The organism is Lacisediminimonas sp., from assembly GCF_030645335.1.
Taxonomy (GTDB): Bacteria; Pseudomonadota; Gammaproteobacteria; order Burkholderiales; family Burkholderiaceae_D; genus Lacisediminimonas.
Genome location: NZ_JAUSNH010000190.1, coordinates 1 through 19769, shown reverse-complemented (window position 1 = coordinate 19769; position 19769 = coordinate 1). Strand labels below are relative to the sequence as shown.

Genomic DNA, 19769 nt, shown 5'->3' with positions numbered 1-19769 from the left:
ATATTTCTTCGCTTCGCCGCCAAACTTGGCCGACAAAACGGTTGCAATCGCAGCCGTCAGCGTGGTCTTGCCATGATCAACGTGGCCAATCGTGCCCACATTCACGTGCGGCTTGGTCCGCTCAAACTTGCCTTTTGCCATCTTGGACTCCTAACGATTGAATGAGAATGTTCAGGCACGCGCCCGACCCGGTTCTGCTGATGTGCATAATTCTGATAACTACAAACTGAAACCGCGAAAATCTGTGGTGCCCTTGACGTGGATTGAACACGTGGCCTCTCCCTTACCAAGGGAGTGCTCTACCACTGAGCTACAAGGGAATTGTCGTCCGCCGCCCCAAAACGCAAAGGCAAGTACATCCAAAAACTGGAGCGGGTGAAGGGAATCGAACCCTCGTCATAAGCTTGGAAGGCTTCAGCTCTACCATTGAGCTACACCCGCAAGGGCGACTGCTTCAGCCGCAACACATACAACTTCACTAAAACCCCGCCCTGCGAACTGGTGGAGGGGGCTGGATTCGAACCAGCGTACTCGTAAGAGGGCAGATTTACAGTCTGCTGCCATTAACCACTCGGCCACCCCTCCGCAGGGAACCCCAAACTATAGGGGGTCACTCCACTCATGTCAACTGAAAAGTAGTGTGCCTAATCACTTTTCTGCCGACCCCGGCTTGATACCGCGCACCGATGCCACTGATTGCGTCTATTCCGGTTCCGGCGCCGGCCGCATGCGCCATGCCAGCAGGACCGCGATCGCACAGATTGCGGCGAGCAGCAGGAAGGTTTCGTCGAAAGCCTTGATGCGGTCGGCCGGATTGCCGCCGGCATCACCCAGCGCAGTGTGGTGGGCTGCCAGTCGCCATTCGAGGACGATGCCCACCATGCTCACGCCAATGGCACCGCCAAGTTGCCGCACAAAATTGATCGTACTGGTTCCGTGGGCGATCAGCGTTGGGTCAACGCCGCGCATTGACCCCACACTCAGCGCGGGAAGAACGAAGCCCAGACCGATGCGGCCAATGATCGCCCACACCATCAGGGCGACATAGCCGGTCCCCGGCTTCCCGGTGCTCATCAGCACAAACGACAGGCCAATCAGCGCAATGCCAAGCGCCACCAACAGGTAAGGGGCGTAGTAGTCCACCATCTTGCCGGCCAGTGGCATGACCAGCGCCAGCACAATACCTGCGGGCAGGATGACCAGCCCGGCGTGGCTGGGCGAATAGTTCAGGGCCATCTGTGTATAAACCGGCAACATGTAGGTGGAACCGAACAGCGCGATGCCATAGATGAAAGCGACACAGGTGGCCGTCGAGAACTGACGGTAACGAAACACCCTCATCGCGACCAGCGGGTGCGGCGTGCGCATCTGGTGCCAGATAAACAACGCGAGCGTCATCAGGCCGGCCAGCAGCAGGGCCACGCCGGTCCAGGTATCCTTTTGCAGGCTGACCATGCCGTTGAGCAGCATGACGACGCCGATGCTGGCGAGCAGCAAACCGCGCCAGTCCAGTGTCTGGGCATCGCCCGCCATGGTAGAAATTTTCGGCAAGAGCTTGCGAACCAGGAACAATGCGAGCAGGCAAAACGGGACGACGACGAAAAAGATCGAACGCCAGCCAAATTCTTCCACCAGGAATCCACCGACGCTGGGGCCGATCGCCGGCGCCAGCACGACACCGAAGCCAAATATGCCCATCGCGCGACCGTGTTCGCTTCTATCGAACACGCGCAAGATGTAGATGGCGGGGATCGGCTGCAGGATACCCGCGGCCAGGCCCTCCATCACACGCATCGAAATCAGCATCGGGTAATTGATACTGAAGCCGCCGACCACGCCCCCCACGAGCAACAGCAGCACCGCGCCCGCATACGTGTCGCGCAGTCCAAAGCGCAACAACAACCAGGGTGTGGCCAGCATCGACAGGGTCATGGCCAGCATGAATGCCGTGGAAACCCATTGGGCGCGCTCCTGTCCCAGACCAAAATGCGCAGACAGGTCAGGAACAGCGACGTTGACGATAGTCGAGGCGAGGATCGCGGCCATCGACCCGATCATCAATGAAAACAGCACCCTCCACCGGTAGCGGGGTCCGTAACGCTCTCTCAACTCTTCGATGGTCTGGGACATCAATCCTGCCTAGGTTGGCTTGGGTCGGAATCTTGCACGGCGACCTGGCAATCTGGCCAACGACTGTCCCGGACGACACGCCGCCGCCCGCGCCGGCAAAACGTCAATTCGAGGCTCGCAACTAGCTGCAGAACAGGCAACTCAACGCCACCAGTTCCGCGATGCCAAACGCCACCGCCGACCATAAGACCGTCGAACCGAACGGCAGGCAGAACGGCTGCCCGAGCAGCTTGAACGGAATATCGCCCGGAAGGCGACCCAGTCCGAGCCTGCCCAGGAACGGCAGCAAGCCCGAAAATACGGTCAGCAACAGGAAGATGGCGAGCACCCATCGAATCATTTCACCAGCCTTCCGATCAGGAAAATCACCAGCGAGAACAAGATGGTCGAGGCGAACGGCAGCAAGATGCGCCGGCCAAACAAGGTGAAGCTGATGTCGCCCGGAAGACGGCCGATCCCCAGCTTTTCCAGCCACGGCAGCATGGCTGAAAATACGATCATTGCGATGAATATGGTCACGAACCAGCGGATCATCAGCGATTCCTTACAGGCGATGGCTGCGGTCGCCGCGAACCAGCGCGGGGGGCAGCGAAACGTTCTTGCCCAGCACCAGCACCTTGAACAGCTCGCCCATTTCTGCCGGCGAGGTCAGTTTCTGGACGGCATTTGCCATCGGCAGGTAGCGCATCTGGTCTTCTGGCGAGGTCTGCATCAGCAAGGCCGGCAAACCGGCATCGAGCAGGAAGGAGGCCTGGCTGGTGTAGAGCAGCAGGTCCATGCCGCATGCCAATCCGGCGCGGGCGGCATCGGTAAAGTCGACATGCGCGGTGATGTCCTGCAGTCCGGGAAGATAAAAAGGGTCGTCATGGGCATGGTGCCGATAATGGCACATCAGCGTTCCGGCAGACCGTTGCCCGAGGTAATACTCGTGCGCAGGGAAACCGTAGTCCACGAAAATGGCCGCGCCCCTGTCCACGATGCTGCACAGTGCGCGCAGGAAGCCGTGTGCCAGCGGATGCACTTCGGCGACGTAGCCGAAGGGCAGCGCATCCGGCTCGGGCAATTGCTGCAGCAACAGGGCGAGTTCCTCCGGCGGGCAGGCGCGATCGGAAAAACACAAGCGCTCATGCTGCCTGGCCACGCCACGCTCAAGCCAGCCCTCTGGCTGCTTGGCCAAAAGGCGCACCGGCATCGCATCCAGCACCTCGTTGCCGATTGCCACGCCGCTGAAACTATCGGGCATTGAATCCAGCCACCTGACTTCGGGGAAATCCCGCAGCATGTGTTGTTGCCGTTGCCGCAACTCACCCGAAAGCTCGACAATGCCATACGACTCGGCTGGAATGCCAAGCTGGCGCAACTCGGTCAGGATATCCCTTGCCAGCCTGCCGGTTCCGGCGCCGAATTCCAGCAGGCGACGCGGACATTGGGCAAACAAGCCGGCGACGACATGCGCGAGCGTGCGGCCGAACAAGGGCGTCATTTCCGGTGCGGTTGTAAAATCCCCTTCTTTCCCCAGCTTTGCCGACCCCCCGCTGTAATAACCGAGCCCGGGCGCGTACAGTGCCAGTTCCATATAACGAGAAAACGGGATCCAGCCGCCATTGCGCTCGATTTCGCTGGTGATTTCCTCTTGAAGCGCGTTGGACGCGGCCAGCGCTTCGGGAGATGGTGGAGGCAATTGCAGTTGCATCATCCTATTGTATTAGCAATCCCCGGACGAGCCTGAACCCTATGACAGCCGAAATGCAAAAAGTCGCCCTGGTAACCGGTGCCGGAAAGCGCATTGGAAAAGCGATCGCCCTGGCGCTGGCAGCGCGTGGCTGGGACATTGCCGTCCACTACAAGCAATCCAAAGCCGAAGCGGAATTGACCGCAGCGGCGATCCGCGCCTGCGGCCGACGTGCGACCACCGTGCAATGCAACCTGGCCGACGAAGCCGCCGTGGGCACGCTGCTGCTGCGGTGCAGCCAGGCGCTCGGCCCGGTGACATGCCTGGTCAACAATGCCTCGCTATTCGAATTCGACAACGCCGCCACAGTGAGCGCGGCATCGCTGGATGCGCATCTGCGCACCAATCTGGCGGCACCGCTGCTGCTGTCGCAGGCGCTCGCATCCGCCCTTCCCGCTGGCGCTCATGGCGTGATCATCAATCTGCTGGACCAAAAGCTGGCCAACCTGAATCCGGACTACTTGTCCTATACCTTGTCGAAAGGGGCGCTGCAGACCGCAACAGTGATGCTGGCGCAGGCGCTGGCGCCGGCGATACGGGTGGTCGGCGTATCGCCGGGCATCACCATGGTTTCCGGCGACCAGACTGAAGCAGGATTCCGGCAAGCCCATGCAATGACACCGCTGGGCCGTTCAAGCACACCCGAAGACATCGCGGCTGCGGTATGCTTTGCCGCCGAATCGCCGGCCATCACCGGCACCACACTGATCGTCGACGGCGGACAGCACCTGATGCCGCTTCCGCGCGACGTGATGTTCATCGCGAAATAACCGACCACTATCATGCCCTTCGCCCTCTCCCATCCCCAATTGGCCGGCTGCCGCCGCCTGTTCCTGCAGAATTACGAAGTGCAAGTCAATATCGGCGTGCATGACTTTGAGAAGAAGGGCGAGCAACGGGTCCTGATCAATGTCGACCTGTTCATTCCGCTGGCGCTATCCACGCCGCACAGCGACAGCTTGCAGGAGGTGGTGGATTACGACTTCATGCGCGAGACCATTGCAAGGCGCATGGCCCAGGGCCATATCCACCTGCAGGAAACGCTGTGCGACGACGTCGCCCGCGCCATGCTGGCACATCCGAAAGTCCGCGGCGTGCGGGTGTCTACCGCAAAGCCGGACGTCTACCCGGATTGCGAAGGGGTCGGTGTCGAAGTGTTCCATGTGAAAGAGGCCAACGCATGACCCAAGCCCTGCTGCAGGATCCGGCTCCGCTGACCCAGCGCCGGGCAGAGAAGGCCGCCTTCGAAAACAACAAGCTGCACAAGCGGCTGTGCCGGCTGGTAGGCCAGGCCATTGGCGACTTCAACATGATCGAAGAGAACGACAAGGTCATGGTGTGCCTGTCGGGCGGCAAGGACAGCTATGCGCTGCTCGACATCCTGTTGACCTTGCGCGAGCGTGCACCGATCCACTTTGACATCATTGCCGTCAACCTGGACCAGAAGCAGCCGAATTTCCCGGCTGACGTACTGCCGGCTTACCTGGAAAAACTCGGCGTGCCGTACCACATCGAAAACCAGGACACCTACAGCATCGTCAAGCGCGTAATACCGGAAGGCAAAACCACCTGCTCGCTGTGCTCGCGCCTTCGCCGCGGGATCCTGTACCGGGTTGCCGACGAGCTCGGCGCGACCAAGATTGCACTCGGCCACCACCGGGACGACATACTCGAAACCTTCTTCCTCAACATGTTCTTCGGCGCCAAGCTCAAGGGCATGCCGCCCAAGCTGCAGTCCGATGACGGACGCCACATCGTGATCCGCCCGCTGGCCTACGTCAAGGAAGAAGACACCTTGCAGTATGCCGAAATGAGGCAGTTCCCGATCATTCCGTGCGACCTGTGCGGAAGCCAGGAGAACCTGCAACGCAAGCAGCTCAAGGCCATGCTGCGCGACTGGGAAAAGAAGCACCCCGGACGTGTGGAAAATATTTTCTCGGCCCTGTCCACGATCGTACCGTCACACCTGATGGATGCCAATGCGTTCGACTTTGCCGGACTCGGGCTGACCGGCGAACCGGTTGCCGAAGGCGATATCGCGTTTGACGAGGAACCGTGTGCAGTGCCATCCGCGCCCATCATGCTGAACCTGCGGCGCGACGCCTAAGAGAAATCAGCTCCCGGACAGCCGCCGGAAATCGTCGATCCAGCGCTGCAGGTTATGGACGGCATGCTCCTTCTGGCGGGCAGTGGTGCCATTGATGAGCCCGGCGACCTGATGGATCGTCGCTGCTTCGTAAGCCTGGTAAAAAGCCTTGGTTTGGGCATCGCCGAAGTGATCGAGCGATCTTTTCACGTAATCGCCAAGTATCAGGACTGCCACCTCCTTGCTCGGCTGCTCCGCCCGGATCCGGTTCAGCAAGGCGATGATCTCCTTCTGGCGCCGCTGCCGGGCGCGCAATACGAGTTCGTTGTTCAGCGGACGCGCATCGGACAATTGCCGTAACTGCTTTTCCTGCGCACCGTCCAGGTTCCCGAAAAAGTATTCCGCCTGTTTCAGCGCACGCTTGTATCGGGCCCGCTGACGTTGCTCAACATCTCCGCGCAGATTTTCTTTACGATAGTCATCATTGTTGGAAGAAAATTTCTTCTGGATATGCGCGATCTGATTGGGCTGCAAGGAAAGTGCAATATCGGCCAGCATTGGCAGGGACTGATCCATGATCAACAGCAAGCGCTTGCGGATCATGTCCGCATCGGACTTCAATGCGGCTTCGGAGACCGGCTCCTGCAACTGGCGCTGTGCCGTTTGCAGGAACCCGATGTAATCGGGAAGCTGGCTGCGACGGTGCCACGCAAAGATTTCATCGATCTCGGGCTGGACCCAATGCTTTTGTGCGTCCGTGAAGTCGACGTAGCGGTCGAGCCAGAAGTAACTGAGCGACTCGCCGTTGTTATAGGCCATGCGCGCCATGCCACAGCCGGCCAGTAGCGCGACAAGCAAGGCCAGCAACAGGGTTTTTGCCGAGAATACACTTCGGTGCGTGCTAATATTTCGCATTCTGGTCAACCAGACTCCTATGAACATTGTCATTCTCGCCGCAGGCATGGGCAAGCGCATGAATTCATCGCTACCCAAAGTGCTGCACCCGCTGGCCGGCAAGCCCCTGCTGTCCCACGTCCTCGACACCGCGCGATCGCTTTCCCCGGCCCGACTTTGTATTGTCTATGGCCATGGTGGCGCCATGGTACCCGAAGCGATGCGGGCGCAGGATATCGCCTTCGCACTGCAAGAGCCGCAACTTGGCACCGGCCATGCGGTCATGCAAGCCTTGCCGTCGCTGGATTCCACGCAAGCCACGCTCATCCTGTACGGCGACGTACCGCTGACGCGCCGCGATACCCTGCAGCGATTATTGGACAGCGCCGGCGACGACAAGTTGTCAGTGCTGACCGTTGATCTCGACGATCCGACCGGATACGGCCGCATCGTCAGGGAACAAGGCAATATCGTGCGCATCGTCGAGCAGAAAGACGCCAGCCCCACGCAACGCATGATTCGCGAAGTCAATACTGGCATCATGGTCGTGCCGGCGGGATATCTGCAGCCCTGGCTGCAGCAACTATCCAACGACAATGCGCAGGGCGAGTATTACCTCACCGACATCATTGCGCGCGCAGTGAGCGTGGGCGTGGCGGTTACATCGGCGCACCCGGGGGCCGTGTGGGAGACGCTTGGCGTCAACAGCAAGGTGCAATTGGCCGGGCTCGAACGCACCTTCCAGGCCAACCAGGCCGCAGCCCTGCTCGAACAAGGCGTCACGCTGGCCGATCCGGCACGCATCGATATCCGCGGCTCGCTGCAGTGTGGCCGCGATGTCTCCATCGACGTCAATTGCGTGTTTGAAGGCACAGTCGAGCTGGGCGACAATGTCACGGTCGGGCCCAATTGCGTGCTGCGCAACGTGCGCGTTGCCGACAAGGTCAGCATCAAGGCGTTTTGCCATATTGAAGATGCATCGATAGGTCCGGCATCGCTGGTCGGGCCTTTCGCCCGGCTGCGTCCCGGCACCCAACTCGGGCAGCAAGTCCACATCGGCAATTTCGTCGAAGTAAAAAACAGCAATATTGCCGATTTTTCCAAGGCCAACCACCTGGCCTATGTCGGCGACAGCGATGTTGGCGCGCGCGTCAACATTGGCGCTGGCGTGATCACGGTCAACTACGACGGCGTGAACAAGCACCGCACGGTGATTGAGGATGATGCATTCGTCGGCAGCGATTGCCAGCTGATTGCCCCCGTCACGGTGGGCAAGGGTTCCAATATCGGCGCCGGCACCACGCTCACACGGGATGCGCCGCCTGGCAAGCTGACCATCTCCCGCGCCAGGCAAACCGTGATCGAGGGCTGGACGCGCCCTACCAAGAAGCAGAAACCCGAGAAACAGGACTGATCCATGTGTGGCATTGTCGGCGCAGTTGCGCAACGTAATATTGTTCCCATCCTGCTGGAGGGTCTGCGCCGGCTGGAATACCGCGGCTATGACTCCTGCGGCGTTGCCGTGATCAACGGCGGCCTGCAGCGCGCGCGCAGCGTCGCCCGGGTCGCCGAACTCGAACGCGAGGTCCAGCAAACCGGTTTCTCCGGCGCGACCGGCATTGCCCACACCCGCTGGGCCACCCATGGCGCCCCGGCCACCAATAACGCCCATCCGCATTTTTCACCCGGCCGGGACGGCCAGCAGCGGGTTGGCCTGGTGCATAACGGCATCATCGAAAACTTCGAAGAACTCCGTGATGAATTGAAGGCCCGTGGCTATCACTTCGAATCGCAGACCGATACCGAAGTCGTCGCCCATCTGGTCAACGACAGTTACGACGGCGACTTGCTGCGCACGGTGCAACGCGTCATCAAGCGCCTGACCGGCGCATTCGCCATCGCCGTATTCTGCAAGGACGAACCCGAGCGGGTGGTCGGCGCACGCCTGGGCTGCCCCCTGATCGTCGGACTTGGCCAAGGCGAAAACTTCATCGCCTCCGACGCCATGGCCCTGGCCGGCACCACCGACCAGATCATCTACCTCGAAGAGGGCGATGTCGTCGACGTACAGCGAGAACGCGTGCGTATTTTCGATCGCCACGACAGCGAAGTCGAGCGCAGGGTGCAGACCGTGACCGCCTACTCGGGCGCCATCGATCTTGGCCCGTACCGCCACTACATGCAGAAGGAAATTTTCGAGCAGCCGCGAGCCATCACCGACACGCTGCAAGGCGTGCAGGGCTTTGCCCCCGATCTGTTCGGCAAGGACGCCGAGGAAGTGTTCCGTCAGATCGACGGCATACAGATCCTGGCGTGCGGCACCAGTTACTACGCGGGCATGACCGCAAAATACTGGCTGGAAGACCTGGCCGGACTGCCGACCAACGTCGAGATCGCCAGCGAATTTCGCTACCGCAAGCCAGCCGTCAATCCGAACGCACTCGTTGTCGTGATCTCGCAGTCAGGTGAAACGGCAGATACGCTGGCGGCACTGAAATATGCAAAGGAATTGGGCCACAAGCACTCCATTGCAATCTGCAACGTCGCCACCTCTGCCATGGTGCGCGAAACCGAACTGGCCTACCTGACACGGGCCGGCGCCGAAATCGGCGTGGCGTCGACCAAGGCATTCACCACCCAGCTCACCGCACTGTTCCTGCTGACCTTGACGCTGGCAAAGCTGCGCCACCGCCTGTCGCCGGAAGGCGAACAACAACACCTGAAGAACCTGCGTCACCTCCCAACCGCCCTGCAAAGCGTGCTGGCGCTGGAGCCGCAGATCATCGCCTGGGCGGAGGCTTTCGCCCGCAAGGAAAATGCATTGTTCCTGGGCCGCGGATTGCACTACCCGATCGCCCTGGAGGGTGCGCTCAAGCTGAAGGAGATTTCCTACATCCACGCCGAAGCCTATCCAGCCGGCGAACTCAAGCATGGACCGCTCGCGCTGGTGACTGCCGAGATGCCGGTCGTGACGGTCGCGCCGAACGACTCGCTGATCGAAAAGCTGAAATCCAACATGCAGGAAGTACGCGCCCGCGGCGGTCAACTGTACGTCTTTGCCGATGGCGATTCACACATTGCTTCAAGCGACGGCGTGCACGTGATCCGGATGCCCGAGCACTACGGGCTCTTGTCTCCGATCCTGCATGTGGTGCCCTTGCAATTGCTGGCGTATCACACGGCGCTGGCGCGCGGCACGGATGTCGACAAGCCGCGCAACCTGGCGAAATCGGTCACGGTAGAGTGACCTCTGTCAGGCCTGTTGCACAGGTGCCCTGCAGTTAACACGCAAAGCCAAACGAAACTTTATTTCACGGACACCACATCGACCGTCCCCTGCTTGCGGGTGACATGGATGCCGACGTCGCCGGCGTAACGCTGCAAGCGCAAGTCGAGGTTGGCGCCGCCGATCGACAGGCCGGAAATATCGACGGTATCGAGGAACGCTGGCAATTGCGGATTTGAAAACCGGATTCCCGGTTGCGCCGGATCGAAGCTCAATCCGAGGCAGGATCGCAATAGATAAAAAACGCTGGCCGCGGCCCAGGCCTGGGGCGAGCATGCCACCGGATACAGCGTCGGGCCTTCGCCGGATCGCTTTAAAAATCCGCAATACAGTTCGGGCATGCGATGCTGGTCCATATACTGGCTGGCGTCCATCATCGCGCTGAAGATCACCATTGCCTGTTCGGTCAAACCATAGCGCGCCATGCCATCGGCAATCAATGCATTGTCATGCGGCCACACCGAGCCGTTATGGTAAGCCATCGGGTTATATCGGGCCGTTTTGGTGGCAATGGTGCGCACACCCCAGCCGCAAAACAGATCGTCGCACAGCAAGCGGTTGGCCACGCGCCTGGCCAGCGCATCGTCGGCAATGCCGCTCCATAACGCGTGACCGGCGTTCGAGGCCAGCACCGCACACTGTTTCTTTTCACCGTCGAGCGCAAGCGCATAGCTTCCGATTTCTTCACACCAGAACGCTTCGTTGAAATTCTTTTTGAGACGGCGCGCATCGTCTTGTAACGTTTGCGCAAGCACCGGTTCGTCAAGCAGCGCAGCCAGCATGGAAGCCTGTACCTTGGCGTCGTACACATAGCCCTGCACTTCGCACAGCGCAATCGGTGCATTCGCCATCTTGCCGTCGCAGTGAAAGATCGAATCGTGCGAATCTTTCCAGCCTTGCTGCGCCAATCCTTTGCTCGCATGCTGCGCATACTCGACGAAGCCGTCGCCGTCGACGTCGCCATAATGGTCGATCCAGTACAGCGCACTCTTGATATTCGGCCAGATGCTTCGAATGAAATCCAGGTCGCCGGTGCGCCGATAGTAGGCGCCGGCCAGGCCGATGAAAAGAGGCGTCGCGTCTACCGTACCGTAATAAAGACGAAACGGAATTTCATCCAGCGCCGCCATTTCGCCGCGACGTGCTTCATGCAATATCTTGCCCGGCTCGGCATCCCTCTCCGGATCGAGGGCGGTGGCCTGGTTGGCGGCCAGGAATGCCAGCACGCCTTTTGCCATGGCAGGAACCAGCCACAGGCATTCATGCGCGGTGATGATGCCATCGCGGCCGAATGTGGTTGCATACCAGGGCAGGCCCGCATAGGGGTACGAGCCCTCCGCCAGTGCGGTATTGAGCATTTCCAGATCGGCGGCGGAACGGTCGATCCACAAATTGAAGAGCGGATTGGAGCTGACGATCTTGCCGCGCATGCCAAAACGACTGGTGCGAGCCTGGTCGGCCTGGGTGAAGACGGAAAAATAATCGGTCGGAACGACTTCCGGCTTGCCCTCTTCGTCGCACATTATCGTGACATACAAATGAGACTGGCCACCCGGTGGCAGGGCCAGCTTGAAGTCGGCCCGGCCGGCAGCCAGGCGATACGGCGGCGGATCGAAGGCGATACGCGTGCGGCGCACGACGTGATCCAATCCGCGGTAGGCCAACCGCAATTCATTGCGATCGGCCTGCGGCGGCAGGATCTCCCCGCGCCGGTCGCGCAGCATGCCACGCACCTCGAAGATATCCGCATAATCGGCGCCAAACAGCATCGACAAGCGAATTTCCACTTCCTCCAAGCCGAAATTCACGATCCGCACATGCTCATAGCAAGATTGATCGCACAGCAGTTTGGCGCGAAAAATATGCACGGTTCCCTTCGGGATGGAATTGGCGCCGGCGGGGTGCAAATCCGGATTCATCAGTTCGATGATGAACAGGCCGTTGTCATCCTTGACCGCCGAATTGAGGAACATCGGCCGCACGCCGTCGATCAGCAATTCCTGTCTTGAAAGATAGCGGGTATCGTCTTTATAAATTCCCGCCTCGTTCAGGCCGGTCAGATGGATGTCGCCGAACAAATCAAAGACCGCGAAGGTATCGTTGTGTTTCAACACGCGCCGGCGCTCGTCCGCTGGCGCGCTGGTGGCCTGGATCGACCATTGCTCCCCATCGTCAACCATCGAAATCTCCTGTTTGCCAATCGATGCCGCTGGCAGGATGCTGCCTCGCATCCCCCTCCATCAGACGTCGGTACACCTGGAGATAGTTCTGCGCCATGCGCGTCGCCGTGAAACGCTGCTCGAACACTTCCCGACAGCGCTTCCTGTCGAGCGAGGCCACCGCCTGGGCCGCACGCACGGCCTGCTCCTGGTCGGTCACGACAAAACCGGTGACGCCGTCCTCCATCACTTCCGGCACCGACCCCTGCCGGTACGCGATGACGGGCGTGCCACAGCAGAATGCTTCGATCATTACCAGTCCAAACGGTTCTGGCCAGTCGATCGGAAATAGCAGGGCAGTGGCGTGTTCCAGCAGTTCGCGTTTCTCCCGCTCACCCACTTCACCGACAAATTCCACCAGGGGATCGCGCAACAATGGTTTGATGACTTCATTGAAGTACGGTACATCCACGCTGTCGACCTTGGCGCCGATATACAGTCGCATGCCACAGCGCTGTGCAATCTCGATCGCCCGGTCCAGGCGCTTTTCCGGCGATATTCTTCCTATGAACACGAAGTAGTTTCCGTGCTTCGGCTGAAAGGAATACAAATCGGCGGGTAATCCGTGGTGCACGCGACCGCACCAACCGGCCTGCGGCAAGGACCGTTGCTGGCTGTCGGAAATGGCCACCAGCGGACATCGCTCGAAGCGCCTGAAGACGGGTTGCAGTTCCGGCAAATCAAGCCTGCCATGCAGGGTTGTCACATGCGGCGTAGACCACGCGTTGGCCATCGGGAAATGCAGGTAACCGTTGTGGAAATGAATAACGTCAAAGGATGCCGCCTGCTCGGCGACCATATCCATCTGTATGGTGTGATACGCCAACCACGCGTTGTCGCCCGCCTGTGGCCGCATGCTGCAATCGACAGCAGCGACCAGTCTCGCCCGGGTAAGCGAATCGCCACTGGCAAAGAGGGTGACTTCGTGCCCTTGTGCAACCAGTTCCTCGGTAAGGTAAGAAATTATTCGTTCGGTGCCGCCATAGCCTATGGGGGGCACCCTTTCAAACAATGGTGATACCTGCGCGATCTTCATCGTGTGCCGTTTCCGTCAAGATGCCGGGTTACAGCATGCCGCGACCCTGCTCTGTGCGCCGCATGAGTAAATCGGGAAGGTAGATAACATTCTGCCAATGTGACCAACCGCGAGTCGATTAAGTTCAGTAGCGATGGCCACACACTTCCCCTAACCGGCAACCTGCCATTTGGTACACAATCCAGCAATGCGATACCTGATCAATGCGATTTCAAACTGAAGGATGCTCCAAATGAAAGCTCGGGTAATGGAAACCGCCGTGCGGGCGCTCGATGCCGAGCCGAAAACAAAATCCAGCTACCCCTCCCCGTTCGCGGAGCGCATCGTGGGCCGTGAAAAGCGTGCCCTCGGCGATATTTTTGGATTGAAGAATTTTGGCGTCAACCTGACGCAGTTGGCGCCCGGGACGATATCGGGACTGCGCCACAGCCATAGCAGGCAGGATGAGTTCATCTACGTGCTCGAAGGCCATCCGACGCTGGTCGGAAGCGGCGGCGACATGACGCTGGCGCCCGGCATGTGCGCCGGATTTCCGGCCGGCGCCGGCGATGCGCACTGCATCGCAAACCGGACAACGCAGACCGTCGTCTATCTGGAAGTGGGCGACCGTAGCGCCGGCGACAGCGTCAACTACCCGCACGACGACCTGCAGGCAGTCAGCATCGAAGGCGGTGGCTGGGTTTTTTCACGCAAGGACGGAACACCCTACTAGCGGCGCCCGCATCGCCGCTCACGAGCCAGGATAGGGGCGCGATGCGGCTGTTGCAACACGCTGCCAACCAGTCGGGTCCTCGCTTGGATGCGCATAGAAGCGGAACAGCCCGCGGCCCGATGTCTTGGCCCGGTACATCGCTTCGTCGGCGCGCGCCAGCAACTGCTCCGAATCAGCGCCATCCCGCGGATAGAGACTCACACCAATCGAGGCCGCGACGATATTGCGTCCATTCGTCAGCTCGAATGGATTGCGCAGTACTTCCAGCATGCGTTGCGCGACTTGCGCAGCGTCGGACTCGGAATTCATCTGCTCGATGATCAGCACGAACTCATCGCCGCCATGCCGTGCAATGCTGTCGCTGGGCTTTAGCGCGGACTTCATGCGCAAGGCTGCTGCGCGCAACAATTCGTCGCCGGCCAGGTGGCCGAGCGTATCGTTGACTGCCTTGAAGCCGTCCAGGTCAAGATACATGACAGCCAGCATGCGGCCGCTTGCCTGCACCCGGCGTAACGCAGCAGGAAGATAGTTGGTGAGCCAGTGCCGGTTGGGCAAGGTGGTCAGTGGATCCTCGTTCGCCATGCGCGCTAGTTCGCGAGCATGGGCCTCCGATTCAAGCACGTGTTTTTGCGCAAGATCGAGCTGCTGGTTGAGCCTGGCCAGCTCGGAAGAGTGACTTTCGACCAGTAGTTCCAGCTGCCTGCGCATCGATTCGCTGACTTTACGCCCGGTGGCGAGCGCCGCTGCCAGGTCCGCGCCGATCAGGCGCAAATGACTGATTTCCTGCGCCCGCATCAATGCCGCCTCCAGTGCAGGGATCAGTTGCGTCGTATCAATCGGCTTGACCAGGTAACCGATTGCACCGTGCTCGGCTGCCTGCCGGACAATATCGTCCTGCACATGCGAAGACAGGAACATGAACGGCACGCTGGTCTCCCGCCGCAGGTAGCGGGCCAATTCCATCCCGGACATGCCTGGCATCGAAATATCCAGCAAGGCCAGGTCCGGAACGCGCTGCGCGAGTAGCTCTATGGCTTCTTGCGCTGTCGTAGCCTGCAAGACCTCATAACCGGCCCGACCCATGCCGGCATTCAGGCGGGCCAGCAGGACACGATCATCGTCAACGGTCAGTATGCAACGCTTGCCGTGCTGTTTCTCTTGGATCACCGCTGCGCTCTCCTGCTGTTATTCGTCTGCGGACGGGGTCATCACACTGTACTTGCAGAGGCAGGGGTAGTTTTGATGTGAGGCAAAAGCGGCAGGGCGCCGGCACGCGCTTTATCACAGGTTGTTTTCGCGGAGAAATGATGACAGGCGGACCGCAAGCCGGCATGGTGCAGTCCGCTCTCTAACGAACAGGGTGTCCACTGATAGACGGCCAGGCCGATCCGGTACGGGGGCGTTCTATTGTGGCAAGCGCAACAGCCGTCCCGTATCCCGAACCGATCGATCCGGGATAGCAAACGCCACTCAAATCTCGATCTGGGTCCCCAGCTCGATGACCCGGTTGGTCGGCACCTTGTAATAGTCCGCTGCATCGCGCGCATTGCGCGACATCGTGGCAAACAGGTTTTCGCGCCATGGCGCCATGCCGCCATGGGTGGTCGAGATCACCGTCTGGCGCGCAATGAAAAACGAGGTTTCCATCATATTGAATTCCATGCCCTGGTCACGGCACAGTTCCAGCGCTTGCGGAATGTCGCGCTCATCCTTGAATCCGTAATACACGTTCACCTGATAGCACTCGTGCCCGAGCGCCAGCACCTTTACCCGCTGGGAAGGCGGTACGCTGGGGATGTCGCCGTTGAAGACCGTCAGGAATACGATGCGCTCATGCAATGTCTTGTTATGCAGCAGATTGTGCAGCATCGCATGCGGCACGCCATCGCCTTCGGCGCGGAAAAACAGGCCCGTGCCTTCCACCCTTACCGGCGGACTGATGAACAGCGATTGCAGGAAGTCCTGTAGCGGGATCGCATGCTTCTTCAGGTTGCCGAACACGAGTTCGCGACCGTCGCGCCAGGTCAGCATGACGGTCACCATCAGCGCCGAAATCGCGAGCGGAAACCAGCCGCCATGCAGCAACTTGAGCGAAGTCGACGAAAACAGCATGATGTCGATCAACAGGAAAAATGCCGTGGCGCCGAACGCAATGGCAAGGTTGTAGTGCCATTTGAAGCGGATAACGAAAAACGTCAGGATCGTCGTGGTCAGCATGGTTGCCGTGGCCGCGATGCCGTAGGCAGAGGCCAGGTTGGACGAAGAGCCGAACCAGACCACTGCCAGCACCACCGCCGACAGCTGGATCCAGTTGACCAGCGGGATATAGATTTGTCCCATCTCGCGGTCAGAGGTATAAATCACCCGCATGCGGGGCAGGAATCCCAGGGAAATTGCCTGGTGCGTCACCGAGAATGCGCCCGAGATGGTTGCCTGCGACGCAATCACGGTGGCGGCGGTGGACAGCACCACCAACGGGTAAATGCTCCATGCGCCAAGCTGGTTGAAAAATGGATTGGAGACGGCCGCCGGATTGGCCAGCAACAAGGCGCCCTGGCCGAAATAGCTCAGGCTCAATGCCGGGAACGCGACCGTAAACCAGGCGAAGCGCACTGGCCTTTTGCCGAAGTGACCCATATCGGCGTACAGCGCCTCGGCACCGGTAATGGCGAGCACCACCGCACCCAGAGCGACAAACGCAAACCACCCGTTGTGCAGCATGAAATCCAGTGCATACACTGGATTCATTGCGTTCAGGATGACTGGATTTTCCCAAATATTGATCAGGCCCATGATCGACAGTGTCGAAAACCACACCAGCACCACGGGACCAAAGAATTTGCCGATGCCGCTGGTGCCCTTGCTCTGGACCATGTACAGCGCAACCAGCACGGCAAGCGTGGTCGGCACCACATAGGGCTTGAGTGCCGGTGTCGCCACCTCCAGGCCTTCTATGGCCGACAGGACTGAAATCGCCGGTGTAATGACGCCGTCGCCGAAGAACAAGCCTGCACCCACCATGCCCAGCAGCATGACCGGAAAGTGCCAGCCGGTCTTGGCGACGGATGTCATCGCCAGCGCGGTCAGCGCCATGATGCCGCCCTCGCCGCGGTTGTCCGCACGCAGCACGAGCGATACATACTTGAGCGAAATGACGAGCACCAGCGCCCAGAAAATCAGCGACACGACGCCCAGGATATTGGCCTGGGTCAAGGCAATGCCATGGGAAGGCGCAAACACCTCCTTCATTGCATAAAGCGGGCTGGTGCCGATATCGCCATAGACAACACCGATCGCGCCGATGGTCAGGGTGGCAATGCTGGTCTTCTGCTGAGGCAATGACAAGTGACACCTGATGGTTGGTAAGCGAGACCCGTATCTTAACGGATGTTCAACCCTTGACCCTCAAATCGCTGATGCACATCCCCAAAGTGTGGCCATCCGCCCTTTGTTCTGGAGCCGCGAAAGAGCCATGCCGGCGGCTCGCCCGTGCACGATAACAGGGAATGCCCCCCCTAACGCCGTCAAGCCCCTGCCGATGCGTGAGCTAACCCGGCAAGTGCTTGCGCACCCATGCCACGATGCCGCGACTGTCCATCGCGCCCGCCTGGCGCGCGACCTCGCGGCCGCCAATGAACAAGGCCAGGGTCGGGATGCTGCGAATGCCCATGCGCGCAGCCAGCGCCTGCGCTTCTTCGGTGTTCACCTTGGCCACCCGGATGGCGGGCTCCAGTTGAGCGGCCGCCTGCACATAGGCCGGCGCCATGGCCTGGCAGGGGCCGCACCACGGCGCCCAGAAATCAACCAGCAGCGGCACGTCGTTGCGCGTCAGGTGACGCTCGAAGCCCTCCTGGTCGAGTTCAAGCGGCTGGCCTGAGAAGAGTGGCTGGGCGCACTTGCCGCACACCGGCTGCTGCGCCAGCCGCTGCGCCGGCACCCGATTGACTGCGCTGCAGCTCGGGCAAACCACATGCTTGGCTTCGGTCATCACGATCCTTTCTTTGAAAAAGCGACAAGCGCCCGAACTATTTACTTCCCCGTCCGCAACACCTGCACGGTTACCTCATAATAGCCAGCTGACCACCATCATCGCTGGACGCGCCTCATGGCCAAAGGCATGCTTTTTGCCGCATCGGCATTCGTTATATGGGGCATCTTCCCCATTTACTTCAAGACCCTGGCAAGCGTGCCGGCCGTCGAGATGCTGGCGCACCGGGTGGTGTGGTCGCTGGTGTTCGTGGTCCTGCTGCTGGCCGGCCGCCGCCAATGGGCCTGGATCAGGCAACTGCGCAGCCAGCCACGCGTGATCGCCGGCTTTGCCTTGTCGGGGGCGCTGCTTTCGGCAAACTGGTGCGTCTACATCTGGGCAGTCCACAACGACCGCATTGTCGACACCAGCCTGGGTTACTTCATCAACCCGCTGATCAATGTCCTGATCGGCGCGCTGCTGTTGAAGGAGCGCCTGCGATTCGGACAATGGGCCTCGGTCGCCCTTGCGTTCAGCGGCGTGGCGTGGCTGACCTGGCATACCGGCAGCTTGCCATGGATATCGCTGTGGCTGGCATTGACCTTCGCGTTCTATGGCCTGCTGCGCAAAACTGCATTGCTGGGGCCGCTGGAAGGACTGGCGCTGGAATCGATGGTGCTGGCGCCGCTCGGCTTGCTCTATATGGCCTGGCTGGCGACCCAGGACCAGAGCGGATTTGTCGAGCTGACGCCATGGATGAAATTCCTGGTAATCGCCTCCGGTCCGATCACCGCCATCCCGCTGCTGCGGTTTGCCGCCGGTGCGCGCCGCATATCGCTGTCCGTATTGGGCCTGTTGCAGTACATCGGACCATCGCTGCAATTGATTGCCGGCATCTGGCTTTACAACGAACCCTTTGGCGGCGACCGGCAGATTGCGTTCATGCTGATCTGGGCCGCGCTGGCGCTGTACTCGCTGGAAAGTGCCTGGCGGGCTTGGTGGAATCGCTCCTCCAACAGGGAAAATACGGGCGGCTGAACTATCGCCCTCCTGGGCATTCAAAAAATACTCGGGTTCGGACAAGTCCTTGGCCTGCTGCGGCGCATGACCGGGGCGACGTCTATCATTTCCTCCCCGCAATTAGGCAATGTCTATCGCCATCATTTAAACTATCGATTTCACTTATCGATAGATAGTCTCTATCATCCTTCCTGTGCATTCAACCAAGGAGTGATAAAAATGTCCCTTATTAATACCCAGGTAAAACCGTTCAAGGCCACCGCTTTCCACAACGGCAAATTCGTCCCCGTGTCCGATGCGGATCTGAAGGGCAAATGGTCGGTCGTCGTGTTCTATCCGGCCGACTTCACGTTTGTCTGCCCGACCGAACTCGGCGACCTGGCCGATCATTACGCCACCTTCAAATCGATGGGCGTGGAGATCTACAGCGTATCGACCGACACGCACTTTACCCACAAGGCCTGGCACGACACGTCCGACACAATCAGCAAGATCACCTATCCGATGGTGGCCGATCCGACTGGCGCGATCACCCGCAATTTCGACGTGATGATCGAAGAAGAAGGCCTGGCCCTGCGCGGCACCTTCGTGATCAATCCCGATGGCGTGATCAAACTGTGCGAAATCCACGACAACGGCATCGGCCGTGACGCCTCAGAACTGCTGCGCAAGGTCAAGGCCGCCCAG

General features: G+C 59.9%; 19 protein-coding genes and 2 tRNA genes. 8 read left to right on the top strand and 13 right to left on the bottom strand.

Annotated features, from left to right (window positions below; genetic code table 11):
- The 7 genes from Q7T64_RS13365 to Q7T64_RS13335 form a co-directional block, all read right to left on the bottom strand.
- Positions 1-141, bottom strand: a 141-nt coding sequence (locus Q7T64_RS13365) for a GTP-binding protein (RefSeq protein ID WP_304306067.1), incomplete at its 3' end; no start/stop codon positions are given.
- 226 nt (positions 142-367) lie between these two features.
- Positions 368-441 (bottom strand) — tRNA-Gly (locus Q7T64_RS13360).
- A gap of 58 nt (positions 442-499) precedes the next feature.
- Positions 500-585: transfer RNA gene (locus Q7T64_RS13355), tRNA-Tyr, on the bottom strand.
- 117 nt (positions 586-702) lie between these two features.
- Positions 703-2130 carry a DHA2 family efflux MFS transporter permease subunit gene (locus tag Q7T64_RS13350; RefSeq protein WP_304796536.1) on the bottom strand — a complete coding sequence of 476 codons (1428 nt, stop codon included), beginning with the start codon at positions 2128-2130 and terminating at the stop codon, positions 703-705.
- Between the two features lie 121 nt (positions 2131-2251).
- On the bottom strand, positions 2252-2470 hold the full coding sequence (locus Q7T64_RS13345) for a DUF2905 domain-containing protein (RefSeq protein ID WP_304796533.1): 219 nt from the start codon (positions 2468-2470) through the stop codon (positions 2252-2254).
- The gene (locus Q7T64_RS13340) at positions 2467-2664 is read right to left on the bottom strand and encodes a DUF2905 domain-containing protein (protein WP_304796528.1); all 198 of its coding nucleotides are present in this window, start codon (positions 2662-2664) and stop codon (positions 2467-2469) included. The genes Q7T64_RS13345 and Q7T64_RS13340 overlap by 4 nt, the downstream gene beginning before the upstream one ends.
- Positions 2665-2674: 10 nt before the next feature.
- Positions 2675-3817 (bottom strand): class I SAM-dependent methyltransferase, encoded by a 1143-nt coding sequence (locus Q7T64_RS13335; protein ID WP_304796539.1) that lies wholly within the window; start codon positions 3815-3817, stop codon positions 2675-2677.
- Between the two features lie 47 nt (positions 3818-3864).
- On the opposite strand from Q7T64_RS13335, the gene Q7T64_RS13330 reads away from it, so the two are divergent.
- Genes Q7T64_RS13330 through ttcA form a run of 3 tightly spaced genes read left to right on the top strand, consistent with a single transcriptional unit; the run spans position 3865 to position 5969 of the window.
- The gene (locus tag Q7T64_RS13330) at positions 3865-4632 is read left to right on the top strand and encodes an SDR family oxidoreductase (RefSeq protein WP_304796523.1); all 768 of its coding nucleotides are present in this window, start codon (positions 3865-3867) and stop codon (positions 4630-4632) included.
- Positions 4633-4644: 12 nt separating this feature from the next.
- Positions 4645-5046, top strand: a complete 402-nt coding sequence (locus Q7T64_RS13325) for a dihydroneopterin aldolase (RefSeq protein ID WP_304796520.1) — start codon at positions 4645-4647, stop codon at positions 5044-5046.
- On the top strand, positions 5043-5969 hold the full coding sequence (ttcA, locus tag Q7T64_RS13320; protein ID WP_304796517.1) for a tRNA 2-thiocytidine(32) synthetase TtcA: 927 nt from the start codon (positions 5043-5045) through the stop codon (positions 5967-5969). The genes Q7T64_RS13325 and ttcA overlap by 4 nt, the downstream gene beginning before the upstream one ends.
- 6 nt (positions 5970-5975) lie before the next feature.
- Here ttcA and Q7T64_RS13315 read toward each other — a convergent pair whose 3' ends face one another.
- A complete protein-coding gene (locus Q7T64_RS13315; RefSeq protein ID WP_304796514.1) occupies positions 5976-6863 on the bottom strand; it encodes a DUF6279 family lipoprotein in 888 nt (295 codons plus the stop codon).
- Between the two features lie 19 nt (positions 6864-6882).
- Between Q7T64_RS13315 and glmU the strand changes: the two genes are divergently transcribed.
- Positions 6883-8256 carry a bifunctional UDP-N-acetylglucosamine diphosphorylase/glucosamine-1-phosphate N-acetyltransferase GlmU gene (gene glmU, locus Q7T64_RS13310; RefSeq protein WP_304796510.1) on the top strand — a complete coding sequence of 458 codons (1374 nt, stop codon included), beginning with the start codon at positions 6883-6885 and terminating at the stop codon, positions 8254-8256.
- 3 nt (positions 8257-8259) lie between these two features.
- On the top strand, positions 8260-10089 hold the full coding sequence (glmS, locus tag Q7T64_RS13305) for a glutamine--fructose-6-phosphate transaminase (isomerizing) (protein WP_304796506.1): 1830 nt from the start codon (positions 8260-8262) through the stop codon (positions 10087-10089).
- A 59-nt stretch (positions 10090-10148) separates the two neighbouring features.
- On the opposite strand, the gene Q7T64_RS13300 is transcribed toward glmS, so the two are convergent.
- Together Q7T64_RS13300 and Q7T64_RS13295 are read right to left on the bottom strand one after the other, a co-directional pair.
- Entirely contained in the window at positions 10149-12308 is a 2160-nt protein-coding gene (locus Q7T64_RS13300; protein ID WP_304796503.1) for an amylo-alpha-1,6-glucosidase, read from the bottom strand.
- On the bottom strand, positions 12301-13383 hold the full coding sequence (locus Q7T64_RS13295; RefSeq protein WP_304796500.1) for a glycosyltransferase family 4 protein: 1083 nt from the start codon (positions 13381-13383) through the stop codon (positions 12301-12303). Before Q7T64_RS13295 ends, Q7T64_RS13300 begins: the two co-directional genes overlap by 8 nt.
- A gap of 232 nt (positions 13384-13615) precedes the next feature.
- Here Q7T64_RS13295 and Q7T64_RS13290 point away from each other — a divergent pair, with 232 nt between their 5' ends.
- Positions 13616-14095 carry a cupin domain-containing protein gene (locus Q7T64_RS13290; RefSeq protein ID WP_304796497.1) on the top strand — a complete coding sequence of 160 codons (480 nt, stop codon included), beginning with the start codon at positions 13616-13618 and terminating at the stop codon, positions 14093-14095.
- A gap of 18 nt (positions 14096-14113) precedes the next feature.
- On the opposite strand, the gene Q7T64_RS13285 is transcribed toward Q7T64_RS13290, so the two are convergent.
- The 3 genes from Q7T64_RS13285 to trxC form a co-directional block, all read right to left on the bottom strand.
- Entirely contained in the window at positions 14114-15262 is a 1149-nt protein-coding gene (locus Q7T64_RS13285) for a diguanylate cyclase (protein WP_304796494.1), read from the bottom strand.
- 303 nt (positions 15263-15565) lie between these two features.
- Positions 15566-17440, bottom strand: a complete 1875-nt coding sequence (locus Q7T64_RS13280) for a potassium transporter Kup (RefSeq protein WP_304796490.1) — start codon at positions 17438-17440, stop codon at positions 15566-15568.
- 202 nt (positions 17441-17642) lie between these two features.
- Positions 17643-18083, bottom strand: coding sequence for a thioredoxin TrxC (gene trxC, locus Q7T64_RS13275; protein WP_304796487.1), 441 nt, complete (start codon positions 18081-18083; stop codon positions 17643-17645).
- Between the two features lie 117 nt (positions 18084-18200).
- On the opposite strand from trxC, the gene rarD reads away from it, so the two are divergent.
- Together rarD and ahpC are read left to right on the top strand one after the other, a co-directional pair.
- The gene (gene rarD / locus Q7T64_RS13270) at positions 18201-19100 is read left to right on the top strand and encodes an EamA family transporter RarD (protein WP_304796484.1); all 900 of its coding nucleotides are present in this window, start codon (positions 18201-18203) and stop codon (positions 19098-19100) included.
- Positions 19101-19301: 201 nt separating this feature from the next.
- A partial coding sequence (gene ahpC / locus Q7T64_RS13265) for an alkyl hydroperoxide reductase subunit C (protein ID WP_304796481.1) occupies positions 19302-19769 on the top strand: 468 nt, incomplete at its 3' end.

Coding starts and splice junctions, on each gene's coding strand:
- Q7T64_RS13350 (WP_304796536.1), bottom strand. CDS start 2,130: ATGTCCCAGACCATCGAAGAGTTGAGAGAGCGTTACGGACCCCGCTAC.
- Q7T64_RS13345 (WP_304796533.1), bottom strand. CDS start 2,470: ATGATTCGATGGGTGCTCGCCATCTTCCTGTTGCTGACCGTATTTTCG.
- Q7T64_RS13340 (WP_304796528.1), bottom strand. CDS start 2,664: ATGATCCGCTGGTTCGTGACCATATTCATCGCAATGATCGTATTTTCA.
- Q7T64_RS13330 (WP_304796523.1), top strand. CDS start 3,865: ATGACAGCCGAAATGCAAAAAGTCGCCCTGGTAACCGGTGCCGGAAAG.
- Q7T64_RS13325 (WP_304796520.1), top strand. CDS start 4,645: ATGCCCTTCGCCCTCTCCCATCCCCAATTGGCCGGCTGCCGCCGCCTG.
- ttcA (WP_304796517.1), top strand. CDS start 5,043: ATGACCCAAGCCCTGCTGCAGGATCCGGCTCCGCTGACCCAGCGCCGG.
- Q7T64_RS13315 (WP_304796514.1), bottom strand. CDS start 6,863: ATGCGAAATATTAGCACGCACCGAAGTGTATTCTCGGCAAAAACCCTG.
- glmU (WP_304796510.1), top strand. CDS start 6,883: ATGAACATTGTCATTCTCGCCGCAGGCATGGGCAAGCGCATGAATTCA.
- glmS (WP_304796506.1), top strand. CDS start 8,260: ATGTGTGGCATTGTCGGCGCAGTTGCGCAACGTAATATTGTTCCCATC.
- Q7T64_RS13300 (WP_304796503.1), bottom strand. CDS start 12,308: ATGGTTGACGATGGGGAGCAATGGTCGATCCAGGCCACCAGCGCGCCA.
- Q7T64_RS13295 (WP_304796500.1), bottom strand. CDS start 13,383: ATGAAGATCGCGCAGGTATCACCATTGTTTGAAAGGGTGCCCCCCATA.
- Q7T64_RS13290 (WP_304796497.1), top strand. CDS start 13,616: ATGAAAGCTCGGGTAATGGAAACCGCCGTGCGGGCGCTCGATGCCGAG.
- trxC (WP_304796487.1), bottom strand. CDS start 18,083: ATGACCGAAGCCAAGCATGTGGTTTGCCCGAGCTGCAGCGCAGTCAAT.
- rarD (WP_304796484.1), top strand. CDS start 18,201: ATGGCCAAAGGCATGCTTTTTGCCGCATCGGCATTCGTTATATGGGGC.